Genomic DNA, 17,005 nt, shown 5'->3' on the forward strand with positions numbered 1-17,005 from the left:
CCCGAGAACAGCAGCAGCTTCTCGGTCAGCGTGGTCTTGCCCGCGTCGGGGTGCGAAATGATGGCGAAGGTGCGCCGGCGGCGCACGTGCGGCGTGAGGTCGGAGGCCATGGTGTGCAGGAAGGGGGCGCGAGGGCCAACCCGGCATTATCGGCGGTGCGGTCCAACGCGATCCGCGTGGCCCCCTGGCCCGCTGCTTGCACCTGTCGGCCCGATACCCAGGTTTACACGGGCTTCATGCGGCACCAACCTCGCGAACCCAGCATGGGGCTTCGTTCGGCGGCATGCCGTCGTTTCTCCCCTCACGATTCAGGAGCATCGCATGGGCGAACCTGATCATCACGTCTTCTCATCCTCATCGAACCCGGCGGGCGCCGCGCTCGTGCCGCTGTACGTCTCCGGTGTGTTCCGCGAAACGCCGCTGTCATTTCGCGCACAGCTGATCGAGACGCTGATGCGGCCGATGGGCGCCCTCGGCCTGGTCGCGGTCGCCAACGGCGTGTTCGCCGCGGTGCGCCACCGGCACGGCTGGGAGCGGCTGCAGGTCACGCTGGACGACACCGCACGCATCACCGCCGATCAGGTGCTCGAGCTCGCGTCCTATTTGCAGCAAGCCGCGCCGGAGGTGTTCCGCCAGGTCGGCGAGCTGATCAGCAGCCAGCCGGCGGTCGCCAGCGGGGTCAGCGCCGTGCTGCTGCTGCAGCTGCTGCGCATCGGCCGCCGGCGGCGCTGACACCGCCCGTCAGCGGGCGCCCGCGCGGCGCCGCGCCAGCGCGCCGAAGGCCCACGCGGTGGCCAGCGCCGCGAGCACGGCCAGGTGGGCGAGCTGCGGCTGCACGTCGGCCCAGCCGGCGTCCATTTGGTTCACCCGCAGCAGGCCCTGGATGGCCGGGGTCGTCGGCAGCAGCGCGGCGAGCAGGCGCAGCGGGAGCGCCAGCGCCTCGGCCGGCCATGAAAAGCCGGACAGGAAGACCATCGGGATCGAGCTGAACAGCAGCACCTGCATGGCCCGCTCGCGGTCGGCGAAGTGGGCGCCCAGCGCCGTGCCGAGCGCCGCCGCCGCCCAGGCCAGCAGCGCCAGCAGGGCGACCTGCGGCAGCGGGTGCGCCGCGCTGCCGTAGTCGAAGAGCCGGAACGCAGCCTGGAAGAACCAGGCGCCGCTGGCCAGCCCCAGCGTGGCGGCGGCGGCCAGCCGCGGCCACCAGTCGCGCAGCGGGCCGGCGGGGCGGCCCTCGAACCAGCTGCCCACCCACAGCGCGATGGCGATCAGCAGCGTCTGGTGCACGATCAGCACCGCGACCGCGGGCACCACGTAGCTGCCATAACCCTCGCTCGGGTTGTACAGCGCGGCCAGCTGGATCTGGATCGGCGCGCGGCTCGCCGCGGCCTGCAGCCCGCTGGCGCCGCGCGCGCGCAGCTTGCGCAGCTCCACCCCGGCCGAGACCGTGCCGACCGCTTCGGCAAAGCCCGCCAGCACCACCTTGTTGAGCAGGAAGTACGCGCCGTTGCCGACCACCGGCACGACGACCGCCTCGCCGCGCAGCACGTCGCGCCGCAGCGCCGGGGGCAGCAGCGCGTAGCCCTCGATCTCGCCGCGCTGCATCGCGGCCCGGGCCTCGTGCTCGTCGCCGGTCACGAAACTCAGCGCCAGCTTGGGGCTGGCATCGGCATAACGGGCAATCTGCCGTGACAGGCTCGAGTGGTCGGCGTCGACCAGCGCCACCGGCACCCGCGTGGGGGCCTGCTGCAGATAGGGCCAGGGGTAGAAGAACGAATACAGCACCGGCGCCACCAGCGCCAGCAGCAGCACGCCGGGGTCGCGCAGCAGCGCGGCCAGCGTGGCGAAGAACCCGCGCGGCGCCATGCGTGTCATCGGCGCCCCCAGGCGCGGCCGTCGTTGGCCACGCGCGGCAGCAGGACGCGGCACGCCGCTGCGAGCAGCACCAGCGCCGCCAGCAGCGCCGCGGCCGCCGGGGCCGCGCGCCAGCCCGGCGCCCCCATCTGCCAGACGGCCGTCTGCACGGCCAGCACGTGGGTCAGCGGCAGCACCAGCGCCCAGGCCTGGGCGCCGGCCGGCATCGCCAGCAGTGGAAAGCCCACGCCGGCGAAGGCGAAGGCCGGCGCGGTGACGAAACCGGCGGCCGACAAGGCGGTGCGCAGCGAGCGCGCGGCCAGCGCCGCGAAACTGCCGAGCACGAGGTAGACCGCGAGCATCAGCGCGTGCAGGCCGAGCACCGGCCACAGCGGCCCCGCGGGCTGCCAGCCGCGCACGCCGGCGAGCCCGGCCACGAAGACGAGCTGCACGGCGACGAGCGCGGCCCAGGGCGCCAGCCACTTCGCCGCCAGCGCGGCCCAGCCGGCGCCGCCCGCGCTGACCCAGGCGCCCACGGTGCGGTCGCGCAGCTCGCGGCCGACCCCCCAGGCGCCGGCGACCATCGCGAAGATCTGCAGCAGCGCGGGCACCAGCGTCGTGGCCAGGAAGGGCTCATAGTCGAGCGAGGTGTTGTACTGCGCCACCAGCGCGGTGTGCATCGGCTCGAAGGCTGCCCGCGCGCCCAGGGGCGATTCGCCCCGCTTCTCGCGGGTGACGATCTCGACGCCGGCCGACAGCGTGCCGACGACCGATCGCACGTCACGCTGGATCAGGCCCGAGTGGGTGGCGAACTGGGCGTTGTGCAGCAGCGCGGCATGGGCGCCACGGCCGGTCTTCAGGTCACGCGAGAAGCCCGCCGGCAGCCACACGACGGCCATCACCTCGCCGCGCCGCAGCGCGCGCTGCATGGCGGTTTCGTCGTCGAAGCGTTCGGCCAGCCGCAGGCCGGGCGCGGCAGCGAGCCAGCGCGTGAGCTGGCGCGACACGGCGCTGTGGTCGGCGTCGAGCACGCCGATGGCCAGGCCGCGCGGCGTGCCGGCCCAGAACAGGCTCCAGGTCAGCAGCACCGCGGCCAGCGGCACCAGGCTGAACATCAGCCAGTCGGCTGGCCGCCTCGCCCACAGCCGCCGCTCGCGCTGCCAGGCGCGCGCGAAACCGGGCGCCCACTCGCCCATGTCAGGGGGCAGTGGCCGGCAGCGTGACGAGGACGCTCATGCCGGGCCGCATGCCCGCCAGCGGCTGCAGCGGGCGGGCGCGCACCTCGAAGCTGCGCATGTCGTAGCCGGCGCCCGAGCGCGTGGCCCGCCAGGTCGCGAAGTCGGGCAGGGGCGACGAGCCGATGACCTTGAAGCGCACGGCCTGCGGCCCGAGCGCGGGCACCACCGCATCGAACTCTCGGCCCAGCGCGAAGGCCGCGAGCCGGTCCTCGCGCACGTTGAACAGGGCCCAGTGGTCGGCCAGGTCGACCAGCGTGACCACCGGCACGCCGGCGGGCGAGAGCTCGCCGACCTTGGCCAGCACCTTGGCCACCTCGCCGGCCACCGGGCTGGCCAGCGTGGTCTCGGCGCGCGCGGCCTCGACCTCCTGCACCACGCCGGCCACCTGGCGCGCCTGCGCCGCCGCGGCGGCCTGGTCCTCGCGCCGGGCACCCGATTCGACCATGTCCAGCTGGGCCCTGGCGGCGCGGGTCTGGCCCTCGGCCGCGCGCAGGTTGGCCTCGGCCTCGTCGCGCCGCTGCGCGGCCAGCAGGCCTTCCTTGAACAGGTTGTCGGCGCGCTGGAAGCCCTTGGCCGCGAGGTCCTGCGCGACGACGGCGCGCTCCCACTGGGCCCGGGCCATGCGGATCTCCTCGCCGCGGGCGCCGTGCTTGGCCTTGTCGGCCACGGCCTGGGCGGCATCGCGCGCGCCGGTCGCCTGGGCCAGCTTGGCCGACACCTCCGGGCTGTCGACGCGCACCAGCAGCGCGCCGGGCGCGACCTTCTGGCCTTCCTGCACCGCCACCTCGGCGATGCGGCCGGTGATCTTCAGCGCCACGTCGGTCTCGCGCGCTTCCAGCATGCCCTGGATCTGCTCGGCCTGCGGCCGGCTGCCCTGCCACAGGCCCCAGGCGACGAGGGCCAGCAGGCCCAGGCCGGCCGCGCCGGCAAGGATGCGTTTCATGTTCATGGCGTGATGCGAATGTCGGCGTGGGCCAGGGCGTCGGCGAATCGCCCGGGCTGGCCGCAGGCCTCGTACAGGCCGGCCAGCGCGGTGACGTAGTCGTAGGCCGCCTGCGCGCGCTCGGTCTGCACCTTGGCCAGGTTGGTGTCGGCGTCGATGCGCTCCAGCGGCGTGCTGGTGCCTTCGCGCAGGCCGATGCTGCGCAGGTGGACGATCTCTTCGGCCAGCGCCACGCCGGTCTGCATCGACAGGTAGGCCTGGCGTGCCTGCTCGGCGGCGCGCCATTGCCGCTCGACCAGCAGCGCGATGTCGGCGCGGGCCTGGGCATCGGTGTGGCGGGCCTGCTCGACCTGCGCCTGCGAGGCGGCATCGAGGGCGCCGCGGTCGAGCGAGGTGTACAGCGTCCAGCGTGCGCCGATGCCGGCGGCCCAGTTGGCCCGGTCGCCTTCACGCAGGTCGCGCTGGGCGAAGGCGAAGACCTGCGGCCGGCGCAGGCCGGCGCTGGCTTCGTGCAGCCGCTCGGCCTGGGCCTTCTTCGCCTCGACCTTGGCCAGGCCGGGGTGCGACATCAGCGCCTGGGCGAGGAACTCGTTCAAGGGCGGCAGCGGCGCCGATTGCACGAACAGCGGCGAGCTCGGCAGCACGGGCTGCGCGCTGACCAGCGTGCTGGCCAACGCGCGTTGCGCCAGCTCGGCGTCGCTGGCCGCCTTGCTGGCGTTGCGGCGGGCCTCCTCCAGCGCCGCGCTGGCCTGCAGCCGCTCGACCCGCGCGATGGCGCCGTTGGCCAGCAGCTTCTCTGCCGCGCGGTCGTGCTGCTCGACGGTGGCCAGCGCCTGCGCGCGCAGCGCGGCGGCGCGGCGCGCCAGTTGCGCGCCGAAGTAGCGCTGCACCAGCACCGTGGAAAGTTGATCTTCGGTCTGGCGCTCGTCGGCCTGGGCCTCGGCCTGCTGCGCGCCGGCGAAGCCGCGCACCGCGTCCGCGGCGCCGCCGAGGTAGAGGGGCGCCACCGCGCTCACGGTGCCCGTTCCCACGTGGCCGCGGGTCTGGTAGTCGTAGCTGGTCGGCAACTGCACCGGCGGCAAGGGCACGGGCAGTTGGGCGGCGAGTTGGCCCAGGCTGTCGCTCAGGCCGCTGGTGTCGACGCTCAACACACCGCGGTAGGACGCCCAGGCGCCGGACAGGCTCACCGTCGGGCCGCCGAAGCCGCTCAGGGCCTCGGCCTGCCGGGCTTTGCTGCGCGTGCCCGCGCGGGCCGCGGCCAGGCGCTCGGAGCCTTGCTGCAGCTGCTGCCAGGCCGCGCCGAAGTCGAGCGCGACCGGTTCGGCCGGGGCCTGGGCGCCGGCGGGTGACGCCAGCAGGGCGAGGGTCAGGGCGGCCGCGGCGGCGGCCGATGCGCGGAGTCGGGCAATCACGGCCGCGAGTATCTCAGCGGCCGCGTGGTCGGCTGATCAGTCCTCCAGCAGGCTGCGCAGCATCCAGGCGGTCTGCTCGTGCACGGTCAGCCGCTGGGTCAGCAGGTCGGCGGTCGGCTCGTCGCCGGCCTTGTCGGCCAGCGGGAAGATGCCGCGCGCCGTTCGTGCGACGGCCTCGTGGCCCTCGACGAGGATGCGCACCATCTCGAGCGCCTTCGGCGGCGTGGCGGGCGCGTCCTTCAGCGAGCTGAGCTTGCCGAACTGGCCGTAGCTGCCCGGCGCCGGGTGGCCGAGCGAGCGGATGCGCTCGGCGATCGGGTCGACCGCGGCCCACAGCTCCGTGTACTGGGCCATGAACATCGCGTGCAGCGTGTTGAACATCGGCCCGGTCACGTTCCAGTGGAAGTTGTGGGTGGTCAGGTACAGCGTGTAGGTGTCGGCCAGCAGCCTGGACAAGCCGCCGGCGATGGCGGCGCGGTCCTTCTCGCTGATGCCGATGTTGATCTGCAAGGCGGCATTGCCGCCGTTCGTCTTCTTGGCCATGGTTCGTTCCTGGAAAGGGCTCGGGCGATTCGGTCCCGCATGGCGCGATAGTAGGAGATGGCTATTAGGCGGTCCAATTCAATTGGACTATGCTAACGATAGCGTTGGTTCGAAGGCTCAGCCGGTCAGCCGCTTCGCGCCCGGCAGTTCGCAGGCGTACACGGCATTGCGCAGCGCGGCGATCGCTTCGTAGCGGGTGAAGCTCTTGCGCCAGGCCAGCACCACGCGGCGGCTTGGCACCGGCTCGGCGAAGGGGATGAACACCAGGTGCGCCTGCGGCTCGCGCGGCACCGACAGCGCCGGCACCACCGTCACCCCCATGCCGGAGGCGACCATGTGCTTGATGGTCTCGAGCGACGAGCCTTCGAAGCTCTTCTTGATGCCCTCGGCGTCGCTGGAGAAGCGCGCGAACTCGGGGCAGACCTCGAGCACGTGATCGCGAAAGCAGTGGCCGGTGCCCAGCAGCAGCATGGTCTCGCGCTTGAGCTCCTCGGAGGTGATGGTCTTGCGCGCGGCCAGCGGGTGGTTGCGCGGCACCGCGGCCATGAAGGGCTCGTCGTACAGCGGCGCGATCGCCAGCCCGTTGTCGGGGAAGGGCTCGGCCATGATGGCGCAGTCGAGCTCGCCGGTGCGCAGCATGTCCAGCAGCTTGACGGTGAAGTTCTCCTGCAGGATCAGCGGCATCTGCGGCACGTGCTCGATCGCGTTCTTCACCAGCTCGGGCAGCAGGTAGGGGCCGATCGTGTAGATGATGCCCAGGCGCAGCGGGCCGGCCAGCGGGTCCTTGCCACGCTTGGCGATCTCGCGGATGCCCTGGGCCTGCTCGATCACCTGCTGCGCCTGGCGCACGATCGATTCGCCCAGCGGGGTCATCGTGACTTCGTTGCTGCCGCGCTCGAAGATCTTGACGTCGAGCTCCTCTTCGAGCTTCTTGATCGCGACCGACAGCGTCGGCTGCGAGACGAAACAGGCCTCGGCGGCACGGCCGAAATGGCGCTCGCGGGCGACGGCGACGATGTAGCGCAGCTCTGTAAGCGTCATTCAGGGATTGTGCCCCCACGCCCCCTTCCGGGGGCTGCCCCCCGAGGGGGCTCGCGCAGCGGACCGGCCAAGCCGGATCCGCGCACGCCCTGGATGGGACGGCCCGCTTCCGCGGGCCTCGTTGGTGTGGCTACGGCCGATTGACGGCGGTCCAGGCGGCGCCGACGCCGATGGCTTCGGCCGAGCCGACGCCATACAGGTCTTCAGCGGCCTTCACGGTGTCGAGCCGGGCCTTGGCGAAGGTCTCGGTCGGGGTCATGTAGACCGTCAGGGCGCGGTACCAGATCTTCTCGGCCTTGGTGCGGCCGATGCCGGTGACCGTGCCGGTGCCGCTGGCCACGCGGGTGTTGCCGGCCACGCAGGTCTTGCTCGGCACGCCGTTGGTCGTGCCCTCGGACAGCAGGTACATGAAGTGGTTGGCCACGCCCGACGAGTAGTGCACGTCGAGGTTGCCGACGCCGTTGTACCAGCAGTCCGACGAGGCGCCGTCCTTGCTCGGCTGGATCATGTAGCGCAGCGCCGAGCCCGGCGTGTTGTACAGCTTCTCGCCGATGTCCCAGTCGGGCGTGTCGTTCGCGTTGTTGGCGTAGAACTCGGTCATCGTGCCGAAGATGTCCGAGGTGCCTTCGTTCAGGCCACCCGATTCGCCCGAATAGATCAGCCCGGCGGTGCGCGAGGTCACGCCGTGGCTCATCTCGTGGCCGGCCACGTCGATCGACACCAGCGGGTTGAAGAAGCTGCCGTCGCCATAGGTCATGCAGAAGCAGCTGTCGCTCCAGAACGCGTTGTCGTAGTTGAACGAGTAGTGCACGCGCGAGCGGGCGCCCCTGCCGTCGTCGGCGATGCCGTTGCGGCCGTGGATGTTCAGGTAGTAGTCCCAGGTCATGTTCTGGCCGTAGGCGGCGTCGGCGGCCACCGTCTCGTTGTCGGTCTCGGCGTTGTTGCCCCAGACGTTGTTCTTGGCCTTGTACGTGTACTCGGCCGACGTCGTGTGCCTCATGTCGACCAGGTAGTGCTTGCCGCGCGTCACGTCCTTCAGGACGTACTTGCCGGTGGCGGGCTTGAAGACGTCGTGCAGCGCCACGTCGCCCGCGTACAGTGTCTTGCCGGTGCCGATGTCGTCGGCGGTGTGGATGTCGTCCCAGCGGTCGAGCACGCGGCCGCCGGCGCCGATGATCAGGTGCGCTTCGCTCGGGGTGCCGTTGGCCTGCACGCCCTTGACCAGCACGTCCCAGGCGAGCTGCGGTGCTGCGTCGCGTGCATAGACGACGAGCTGCGCCGAGTGCACCTGGCCGTCGCGGTGCGGGAACGCGGCCAGGGCCCTGGCGCTGGCGTCGCGCGAGTTCATGGCGGGCTTGGTGTCCAGCGCGATGCGCTGGGCCAGCGAGACCGACACGTCGCGGAACTGGCCGTTCGGGGCCAGGTGCACGACGAAGTCGCCGCCGATGACGCGCAGGCCCTTGTACTGGCGGGCGAAGCGCACGTGGGTGCTGCCGTCGGCGTCGGTGATCAGGTCGCGGGCGGCGAAGCTGTCGCCGGCCGAGACCTGCGCGGGCGCCGCCGCGGCGCCCTTCAGGTGAGCCAGCGCGCGCTGGACGGCGGGGTGGTCGGCCGCCGGGGTGGCAGCCTGGGCAGCGAGGGCGGCGCACACGCCGAAGATGGCGACAACCGCGCGCTGGACCGAAGACATGGTGAACGACATCGAGGGTCTCCTGGAGTGACTGGTGTGGCCCGCGTGCGCCGCGCAGGCGGCGCGTTGGAGGGGTTCCCGAATGTCGGTGCCGGGATCACCCGGCGGCCATCCCGAAGATTGGGGGGCGCACCCGCTCGATCTGATGGAGGTCAACAGTTGGCGATTCCGCCGGGCCGGTCCTCAGGCTCTTAAGAATTCGGCCTGCCGGCCCAGCCAGCGCGCCACCTGCGCCTCGGCCGCCGCGGGGTGCACGTCCAGCAGCCACGGCGCCACGCGGCGCGCCTGGGCCAGCAGCGGCGCGTCCTCGGCCAGATCGGCGAAGCGCAGCAGTGCGTCGCCCGACTGGCGTGCGCCCATGAACTCGCCGGGGCCGCGGATCTCCAGGTCGCGCCGTGCGATCTCGAAGCCGTCCTGGGTCTCGGCCATCGCCCGCAGGCGCTGCTTGCCGCTGTCGGACAAGGGTGACGAGTACATCAGCACGCAGGCGCTGGCCACGGTGCCGCGGCCGACGCGGCCGCGCAGCTGGTGCAGCTGCGCGAGGCCGAAGCGCTCGGCGTGCTCGACCACCATCAGGCTGGCGTTGGGCACGTCGACGCCGACCTCGATCACCGTGGTGGCGACGAGCACGGCGGTCTCGCCGGCCTTGAAGCGCGCCATCACGGCCGCCTTCTCGGCCGCCTTCAGCCGGCCGTGGATCAGGCCGACCTCGTGGCCGGGCAGCGCGGCGGCGAGCTGGGCCTGCGTCTCGGTGGCGTTGCGCAGCTCGGCCAGCGGCTTGCCGCGGCCGCCGCCGGCCGGCGGCTGGCCATCATCTTCCATCGCCTCGACCAGCGGGCAGACCCAGTAGACCTGCTGGCCGGCCGCCACCGCGTCGCGGATGCGGCCGATCAGCTCGTCGCGCCGGTGGTCGGCGATCAGCTTGGTCACGATCGGCGTGCGGCCGGGCGGCAGCTCGTCGATCGTCGAGACCTCGAGGTCGGCGAAGTAGGTCATCGCCAGCGTGCGCGGGATCGGCGTCGCGCTCATCATCAGCAGGTGCGGCTCGAGGCGGACGGCCGCGTCGTCGGGACTCGCCGCCTCGAGCTTGTGCCGCAGCGCCAGGCGCTGCGCGACGCCGAAGCGGTGCTGCTCGTCGACCACCGCCAGGCCGAGGCGGGCGAACACCACGTCGTGCTGGATCACCGCGTGCGTGCCGACGACCAGCGCCGCCTCGCCGCGCGCGACCGCCTCGAGCGCCCGCGCCCGTGCCTTGCCGCGCTGGCTGCCGGTCAGCCAGGCGACCTGCACGCCCAGCGGCGCGAGCCACTGCACCAGCTTCGCGAAATGCTGCTCGGCCAGGATCTCGGTCGGCGCCATCAGCGCGCACTGCCAGCCGGCGTCGATCGCCACCGCGGCGGCCAGCGCCGCGACCACCGTCTTGCCGGCGCCCACGTCGCCTTGCAGCAGCCGATGCATCGGCCGGCCGGCGCCCAGGTCGCTGGCAATCTCGTGCGTCACGCGCCGCTGCGCGCCGGTCAGCGCGAACGGCAGCGCGGCAAGCAGCCGTTCGTGCAAGCCGCCGGCGCGCGCCGCCAGCACCGGCGCCGCGTGCTGCGCGCGCTCGCGCCGGGCCTGGGCCTGGGCCAGCTGCTGGGCCAGCAGCTCCTCGAACTTCAACCGCTGCCAGGCCGGGTGGCTGTGGTCTTCGAGCGTGGCCAGCGGCGTTGCTGGAGGCGGGTGGTGCAGGAACTGCAGCGCCTCGCGCAGCGGCGGCAGGCCCGCCGGCACGACGCCGGCGGGCAGCAGCTCGGCCAGGTGCGCCCGCTGCAGGCCCGAGGCCACCGCCTTGCGCAGGTAGGCCTGCGGCAGCGCGGCGGTGCTGGGGTAGACCGGCGTCAGCGCCGCGGCCAGCGGGGTGCCGGGCTCCACCGCCTTGAACTGCGGGTGGATCATCTCGCGGCCGAAGAAGCCGCCGCGCAGCTCGCCGCGCGCGCGCACCCGCACGCCGGGCTGCAGCGCCTTCTGGTGGGAAGGGTAGAAGTGCACGAAGCGCAGCACCAGCGCCTCGCCGGCCTCGTCTTCCAGCCGCACGACGAGCTGGCGCCGGGGCCGGAACTCGACCCGCGCATCGCGCACGATGGCCTCGACCTGCACCGTGCTGCCGGGCTGGGCTTCGGCCAGCGGGGTCAGGCGGGTCTCGTCCTCGTAGCGCAGCGGCAGGTGCAGCGCGAGCGCGATCGGCGTCGTCAGGCCCAGCGTCTCCAGCGCCCGCGCCGGGCCGGACTTCGGCGAGGCGGCGGCAGGCGGCAAAGCGGCGGGCATGCGGGCGATTGTCACTGGCGAGAAAGGAGCCTGGGCACACCGGTTGCGACAGTCGGTGACTGCTGCTTGCGTCTGCTCACGAACCCTGAGGCGAGCGCGGCCGAAATAGCGGGACAATCCGGCCGGCCGAATTCCCGGCCCTCCCGTTGCCCGCTCGCTGCCACCCGCTGACCACCATGCGTTTTGCTGTTCGACTGCTTGTGCTGATCACCGCCGTGCTGGGGCTGGGCGTGGCCTTCGCCTGGGCCTGGGACCGCTCGGATGCCCGCGCCCAGGCCGGTACGCAACCGGCCGCCCAGATGCCGGAGCACGCGCCGGCCGACGCGCCGCGCTGATGAATCGGTAGCGTCGGCAGGGAACCTGGCGCCCGTTCGCGGGCCTAATCCAGGCATGCCGATTGCTGCGACCCGCGGTCCGGCGTGGAACAATTCAGGCCAACAGTTCTTGAAGGCCGGTGAAGCCTTTAGGTCATGCCCGCTTTCACATCGCGCCCCTACACCCTCGCCGACTTCGATTTCGTGCTGCCCGGCGAGTTGATCGCCCAGCACCCCAGCCCCGAGCGCAGCGCCTCGCGCCTGCTCGACGGGTGTGGTGAACGCCCGGTCGACCGGGTGTTTCGCGAGTTGCCCAACCTGCTCACCCCGGGCGACCTGATTGTCTTCAACGACACCCGTGTCATCAAGGCCCGGCTGCTGGGCGAAAAGCCGACCGGCGGGGCGGTCGAGGCGCTGGTCGAGCGGGTCCTGCCGGATGTGCCGGGCGGGCCGCCGCACCAGGTGCTGGCGCACCTGCGGGCCAGCAAATCGCCCAAGGCGGGCAGCACGGTGCGCTTCGGCCTCGCGCCATCGTCGCTGGCCGAGGGCTTCGACGCCGAGGTGCTGGGCCGCACCGGGCCGGACGATTCGCTGTTCCGCCTGCGCTTCCCGGCCGACCCGTTCGCGCTGCTGCAGCAGTTCGGCCACGTGCCGCTGCCGCCCTACATCACGCACACCGACGAGCCGGAGGATGCCGAGCGCTACCAGACGGTGTTCGCCGAGCGTCCCGGCGCGGTGGCCGCGCCGACCGCCTCGCTGCACTTCGACGAGGGCGTGCTGGCCGCGCTGGCCGCGCGCGGGGTGGCCAGCGCACGCGTCACGCTGCACGTCGGCGCCGGCACCTTCCAGCCGGTGCGCAGCGAGAACCTGGCCGAGCACCGCATGCACAGCGAGTGGTTCGAGGTGCCCGAGGCCACCGTCGAGGCCGTCGCCCGCGCGCACGCGAGCGGCCGCAAGGTGGTCGCGGCCGGCACCACGACGCTGCGCGCGCTCGAATCCGCCGCCCTGCGCTCGCCCGGCGAGGGGCTGACGGCGGCCCAGCGCGGCGAGACCGACATCTTCATCACGCCGGGCTTCCGCTTCCAGGTGGTCGACCGGCTGGTCACCAACTTCCACCTGCCCAAGAGCACGCTGATGATGCTGGTCAGCGCCTTCGCCGGCCATGACCACGTGATGGCGCTGTACCGCCACGCCATCGAGGCACGCTACCGCTTCTTCAGTTACGGCGACGCGATGTTGTTGGATCGCGTTCGCGGCGCTGCATGAACCCGGTCGACGCCGATACGGGCGACGGCGAGCCGCCCGTGGGCGAGAAGCACTTGCGCCAGTGGCGCGAGTTGCTGACGCGGCTGAACGTGACGCTGCAGGAACCGCACGCCAGCGGCCTGGAGACGAGCATCCGCGGCATCGCGAGCGATCTCGCTGCGTTGGTTCAGGCCGACCCCGACATGGCGCAAGCCCTGCTCGTGCACCCGGAGCTGTGCGAGCCTTATCCGTACAGCGTGGCGCACTCGGCCCACGTCGCGGCGACCTGGGCGCTGCTGGCGCTGCGCCAGGACGGCGCAGCGCCGGAATCGCTGACCGTGCCCCTGTGCGCGGCCTTGACGATGAACCTGGCGATGCTGTCGCTGCAGGACCGGCTGGCCGACCAGGAAGCGCCGCCGAAGCCGGCGCAGCGCGACCTGCTGCGCGAGCACCCGGTGCAAAGCGCGGCGATGCTGCGCCACAGCGGCATCACCGAGCCCTTGTGGCTCGCGATGGTCGAGCAGCACCACGAGGAGCCCGGCGGTGGCGGCTACCCGGCCCGGCTGCCCGAGCCGCTGCCCGAGGCGCAGCGGCTGCGCATGATCGACGTCTACTGCGCCTGCTTCGGCTCGCGCGCCCGGCGCCACCCGATGCTGCCGGACCTGGCCGCGCGACGCCTGTTCCAGCAGCATGCGACCGACCCGACGGCGCTCGCGCTGGCCAAGGAGTTCGGCCTGTACCCGCCTGGCACCGTGGTGCGCCTGGCCTCGCTCGAGCTCGCGCTGGTCGTGCGGCGCGGCGCGGCGGCCAACGCGCCGATCGCCATCGCCTTGCAGAACCCCAACGGCGAGCCCCGCGCCACGCCCGCGCAGCGCGACACCAGCCAGCCCGCCTTCGCGGTGGTGGCCGCCGTGACGCCGGCGCTGCTGCGCGTGCGCATTCCCTGGGTGCAGCTCTTCACCCTGTACTGAGCTGAGGTCCCTGCCGGCCTGCCGTTGTGGCAGCCTGGAGCAGGCCGTGGTGCCCGCGCTGAACCGGCCTGGAGCGCGCTGCTCCATCCTGGCAAAACGCCGGGGCCGCTTGATTTGGCGCAAGCGGGCGCCGCCGGTGCTGCCTATGGTGGGCTCAAGTCATCACCACACAGGAGCCCTCGATGAAACGCTTCCCACGCCTTTCGCGTCTTTCGCGCGGCCTGTTGGCCGGCACCGCCGTGCTCGCCGCGCTGGCCAGCGCCGCCCCGGCGCGCGCCGGCTCGAACGACGCCGCCATGCTCGCGCTGGCCTCGCACAGCGGCTGCATGACCTGCCACCACATCGACCCGGGCGGCAAGGGCCCGGACGGCCTGCCGCCGGTCGGCCCGGCCTGGCGCGACGTCTCGGACAAATACGCCGGCCAGCGCGGCGCCGAAGACAGGCTCACCGCCACCGTGCTCGGCGGCTCGAACCCCTACCTCAGCCACTGGAAGGGCCAGGCCAGCGGCCTGGCGATGCCGCCCAACCAGGTCGCGATCAGCGAGGCCGACGCGCGAAGACTGGTGAAGTGGATCCTCGCACTCGGCCCCACGAAGTAGACCGCACCGGGGCCGGGCGACAATCCGCCCCATGCTCCAGTTCGACCTTCTGGCCACCGAGGGCCTGGCCCGGCGCGGCCGCCTGACGCTGAACCACGGCGTCGTGCAGACGCCGATCTTCATGCCGGTCGGCACCTACGGCACCGTCAAGGGCGTGCTGCCGCGCTCGCTCACCGACATGGGCGCGCAGATCATCCTCGGCAACACTTTCCACCTGTGGATGCGCCCGGGGCTGGACGTGATCCGCAGCTTCGGCGGCCTGCACCGCTTCGAGGGCTGGACCAAGCCGATCCTGACCGACTCCGGCGGCTTCCAGGTCTGGAGCCTCGGCGAGATGCGCAAGATCAGCGAGCAGGGGGTTCACTTCGCCTCGCCGGTCAACGGCGACAAGCTGTTCCTGACGCCCGAGATCAGCATGCAGATCCAGACCGTGCTGAACTCGGACATCGTGATGCAGTTCGACGAGTGCACGCCCTACGAAACCAAGGGCCACCTGACGACCGAAGGCGAGGCCCGCGCGTCGATGGAGCTCAGCCTGCGCTGGGCGCGGCGCTCGCAGGCCGAGTTCACTCGGCTGCAGAACCCCAACGCGCTGTTCGGCATCGTGCAAGGCGGCATGTTCGAGCACCTGCGCGAGGAATCGCTCAACCAACTGGTCGAGCTGGACCTGCCGGGCTACGCGATCGGTGGCGTCTCCGTCGGCGAGCCGAAGGACGAGATGCTGCGCATCATGGCGCACACGCCGCACCGGCTTCCCAGCCACAAGCCGCGCTACCTGATGGGCGTGGGCACGCCGGAGGACCTGGTCGACGGCGTCGCCTGCGGCGTCGACATGTTCGACTGCGTCATGCCCACCCGCAACGCGCGCAACGGCCACCTGTTCACCCGCTACGGCGACCTGAAGATCCGCAACGCGCGCCACAAGAGCGACGAGCGCCCGATCGACGAAAGCTGCCGCTGCTATGCCTGTGCGGGCGACGGTGCGGGCGCCGGCGGCTTCAGCCGCGCCTACCTGCACCACCTCGAGCGCTGCGGCGAGATGCTCGCGCCGATGCTGGCGACCATCCACAACCTGCACTACTACCTGAACCTGATGCAGGAGATCCGCGACGCGCTCGACGCCGGCCGCTTCGCCGACTTCCGCGCCCGCTTCGCGGCCGAGCGCGCGCGGGGCGTCTGACAAGCGAGCCGCGCGGTGCGCACCCTGATCCGCGTGCTCGCCTGGCCGCTGAAGTGGCTGCTGGCACTGGTCATCCTGTTCGAGGAGTGGGGCTGGGAGCCGCTGCAGCGCGCGCTGGCACGCATCGGCCAGTGGCCGGGCTTTCGCTGGATCGAAGGCCGTGTGCGCCGGTTGCCGCCCTACGCCGCGCTGCTGCTGTTCGCGCTGCCGGCCCTGGCGCTGCTGCCGGTCAAGCTGCTGGCACTGTGGCTGATTGGCCAGGGCCGCGCCCTGCTCGGCGCGCTGGTGATCGTGCTCGCCAAGCTCGTCGGCACCGCGATCGTCGCGCGCCTGTTCACGCTGACCCAGCCGGCGCTGATGCGCCTGGCCTGGTTCGCAAGCGGCTATGCCCGCTGGGCGGCCTGGAAGGAGGCGCTGCTCGCCTGGGCGCGCGCCTCGGCCGCCTGGCGCGCGGCCCGCGCGCTGCGCTTGCGCCTGCGCGCGCAGTGGCGGCGTTGGCGAGCCGCACGGAGCTGAGGGCTTGGATGCCTCCCTGACCGCGTCGCTGGACCTGCTGCTGCGCGGCGCGCTGGTGGCCCTGCTGCTGGCATTGGCCGTCGCGCTGGTGCGCGGGCGCCCGTGGGCGACGGCGGCCCGCGCCGGCGCCTCGCTGGCGCTCGGGCTTGCGCTCGCGACCCTGGGGAACGCGCCCGCGTTGGCGCCGGCCTGGCCGCTGGCCGCGCGCTCGGCGGCGGCCGGCCTGGCCAGCGGCAACGCGGTGCTGTTCGGCGTGTTCTCGCAGGCGCTGTTCGACGACGCGGCGCGCTGGCGGGCCTGGCATGGCCTTGCCTGGGCCGCGGTGGCCGGGCTGTCGGCCACCGCCTGCGCGGGCGCCTGGGCCGGGGGCCCGGCCGGCGCGACGATCGCCGAGGCGTTGCGCTGGGTGCCGGTGGCCTGCGTGGCCTGGGCCATCGGTGCGGCGCTCGCCCACTGGCGCGACGACCTGGTCGAGCGCCGGCGCCGGCTGCGCGCCTTCGTCGTCGTGGCCGGCAGCGCCTACACGCTCGGCATGCTGTGGCTGCGCTGGCATTCGCCGCAAGGGCGCCTGTCGGCCGTCCAGGCCAGCCTCGACACCATGCTGCTGCTGGCGATCACCGCGACGCTGGCCGCCGGCCTGCTGCGGCTGCGCGCGAGCGAGTTGTTTGCGCCGCTGGTTGTGGCCCGGCCACCCCTGGCGATCGGGCCGGTGGGGCCCGACGATGTGGAACGCGCCGATCGAGCCGACAGCGGCGATCGCGCCGATGCGCCCGACGCCGCCGACCAGGCGACCGCCGCCGCCCTGCAGCGCCTGATGGCCGACGAGCGGCCGCACCGCGACGAGGGACTGACGCTGGCCGCCCTGGCCGGCCGCCTGGGCGTGCCCGAGTACCGGCTGCGCCGGGTCATCAACCGGCATCTCGGCCACCGCAACTTCAGCGCCTTCGTCAACGGCCATCGCCTGGCCGAGGCCAAGGCCGCGCTGGCCGACCCGGCCCGGCGCGGGTTGCCGGTGCTCACGATCGCGCTGGAGGCGGGCTTCCAGTCCATCGGCCCGTTCAACCGCGCCTTCAAGGCCGATACCGGCCTGACCCCCACCGAATTCCGCCAGCGCGCCCTGGCCGAAGCCTGAAAACCCTCGCCGATTCCTGCAATCGG

General features: G+C 72.7%; 17 protein-coding genes. 8 read left to right on the forward strand and 9 right to left on the reverse strand.

Annotated elements, in window-relative coordinates:
- A partial coding sequence (locus VJ693_RS01575; protein WP_324151743.1) for a GTP-binding protein occupies positions 1-110 on the reverse strand: 110 nt, incomplete at its 3' end.
- Positions 111-321: 211 nt separating this feature from the next.
- On the opposite strand from VJ693_RS01575, the gene VJ693_RS01580 reads away from it, so the two are divergent.
- Positions 322-732, forward strand: a complete 411-nt coding sequence (locus VJ693_RS01580) for a hypothetical protein (RefSeq protein ID WP_324151708.1) — start codon at positions 322-324, stop codon at positions 730-732.
- A 9-nt stretch (positions 733-741) separates the two neighbouring features.
- On the opposite strand, the gene VJ693_RS01585 is transcribed toward VJ693_RS01580, so the two are convergent.
- The 8 genes from VJ693_RS01585 to recG all read right to left on the reverse strand — a co-directional run bounded on the left by VJ693_RS01585 (position 742) and on the right by recG (position 11,022).
- The gene (locus VJ693_RS01585; protein WP_324151709.1) at positions 742-1,872 is read right to left on the reverse strand and encodes an ABC transporter permease; all 1,131 of its coding nucleotides are present in this window, start codon (positions 1,870-1,872) and stop codon (positions 742-744) included.
- Complete coding sequence (locus VJ693_RS01590; protein WP_324151710.1) at positions 1,869-3,047, reverse strand: ABC transporter permease; 1,179 nt, start codon at positions 3,045-3,047, stop codon at positions 1,869-1,871. Before VJ693_RS01590 ends, VJ693_RS01585 begins: the two co-directional genes overlap by 4 nt.
- A gap of 1 nt (position 3,048) precedes the next feature.
- A complete protein-coding gene (locus VJ693_RS01595) occupies positions 3,049-4,038 on the reverse strand; it encodes an HlyD family secretion protein (protein WP_324151711.1) in 990 nt (329 codons plus the stop codon).
- Positions 4,035-5,444 carry a TolC family protein gene (locus VJ693_RS01600; RefSeq protein ID WP_324151712.1) on the reverse strand — a complete coding sequence of 470 codons (1,410 nt, stop codon included), beginning with the start codon at positions 5,442-5,444 and terminating at the stop codon, positions 4,035-4,037. The genes VJ693_RS01595 and VJ693_RS01600 overlap by 4 nt, the downstream gene beginning before the upstream one ends.
- Before the next feature lie 36 nt (positions 5,445-5,480).
- Entirely contained in the window at positions 5,481-5,987 is a 507-nt protein-coding gene (locus VJ693_RS01605) for a Dps family protein (protein WP_324151713.1), read from the reverse strand.
- 117 nt (positions 5,988-6,104) lie between these two features.
- The gene (locus VJ693_RS01610; protein ID WP_324151714.1) at positions 6,105-7,028 is read right to left on the reverse strand and encodes a hydrogen peroxide-inducible genes activator; all 924 of its coding nucleotides are present in this window, start codon (positions 7,026-7,028) and stop codon (positions 6,105-6,107) included.
- Between the two features lie 130 nt (positions 7,029-7,158).
- On the reverse strand, positions 7,159-8,730 hold the full coding sequence (locus tag VJ693_RS01615) for a M4 family metallopeptidase (protein WP_324151715.1): 1,572 nt from the start codon (positions 8,728-8,730) through the stop codon (positions 7,159-7,161).
- 171 nt (positions 8,731-8,901) lie between these two features.
- Positions 8,902-11,022: an ATP-dependent DNA helicase RecG gene (gene recG, locus VJ693_RS01620; RefSeq protein WP_324151716.1), complete on the reverse strand. Its 2,121-nt coding sequence runs from the start codon at positions 11,020-11,022 to the stop codon at positions 8,902-8,904.
- Positions 11,023-11,198: 176 nt separating this feature from the next.
- Here recG and VJ693_RS01625 point away from each other — a divergent pair, with 176 nt between their 5' ends.
- The 7 genes from VJ693_RS01625 (at position 11,199) to VJ693_RS01655 (ending at position 16,979) form a co-directional block, all read left to right on the forward strand.
- Positions 11,199-11,357 carry a hypothetical protein gene (locus tag VJ693_RS01625; RefSeq protein WP_324151717.1) on the forward strand — a complete coding sequence of 53 codons (159 nt, stop codon included), beginning with the start codon at positions 11,199-11,201 and terminating at the stop codon, positions 11,355-11,357.
- 135 nt (positions 11,358-11,492) lie between these two features.
- Positions 11,493-12,602 (forward strand): tRNA preQ1(34) S-adenosylmethionine ribosyltransferase-isomerase QueA, encoded by a 1,110-nt coding sequence (gene queA, locus VJ693_RS01630; RefSeq protein ID WP_324151718.1) that lies wholly within the window; start codon positions 11,493-11,495, stop codon positions 12,600-12,602.
- On the forward strand, positions 12,599-13,552 hold the full coding sequence (locus tag VJ693_RS01635) for an HD domain-containing phosphohydrolase (protein WP_324151719.1): 954 nt from the start codon (positions 12,599-12,601) through the stop codon (positions 13,550-13,552). The genes queA and VJ693_RS01635 overlap by 4 nt, the downstream gene beginning before the upstream one ends.
- Positions 13,553-13,734: 182 nt before the next feature.
- On the forward strand, positions 13,735-14,151 hold the full coding sequence (locus VJ693_RS01640; RefSeq protein ID WP_324151720.1) for a c-type cytochrome: 417 nt from the start codon (positions 13,735-13,737) through the stop codon (positions 14,149-14,151).
- Between the two features lie 31 nt (positions 14,152-14,182).
- Complete coding sequence (gene tgt, locus VJ693_RS01645) at positions 14,183-15,331, forward strand: tRNA guanosine(34) transglycosylase Tgt (RefSeq protein WP_324151721.1); 1,149 nt, start codon at positions 14,183-14,185, stop codon at positions 15,329-15,331.
- Positions 15,332-15,346: 15 nt separating this feature from the next.
- Positions 15,347-15,847: a hypothetical protein gene (locus VJ693_RS01650; RefSeq protein WP_324151722.1), complete on the forward strand. Its 501-nt coding sequence runs from the start codon at positions 15,347-15,349 to the stop codon at positions 15,845-15,847.
- A 4-nt stretch (positions 15,848-15,851) separates the two neighbouring features.
- Complete coding sequence (locus VJ693_RS01655) at positions 15,852-16,979, forward strand: helix-turn-helix domain-containing protein (protein WP_324151723.1); 1,128 nt, start codon at positions 15,852-15,854, stop codon at positions 16,977-16,979.
- Positions 16,980-17,005: the final 26 nt, after the last annotated feature.

This window comes from Ideonella sp., from assembly GCF_035254525.1.
Taxonomy (GTDB): domain Bacteria; phylum Pseudomonadota; class Gammaproteobacteria; order Burkholderiales; family Burkholderiaceae_C; genus Ideonella.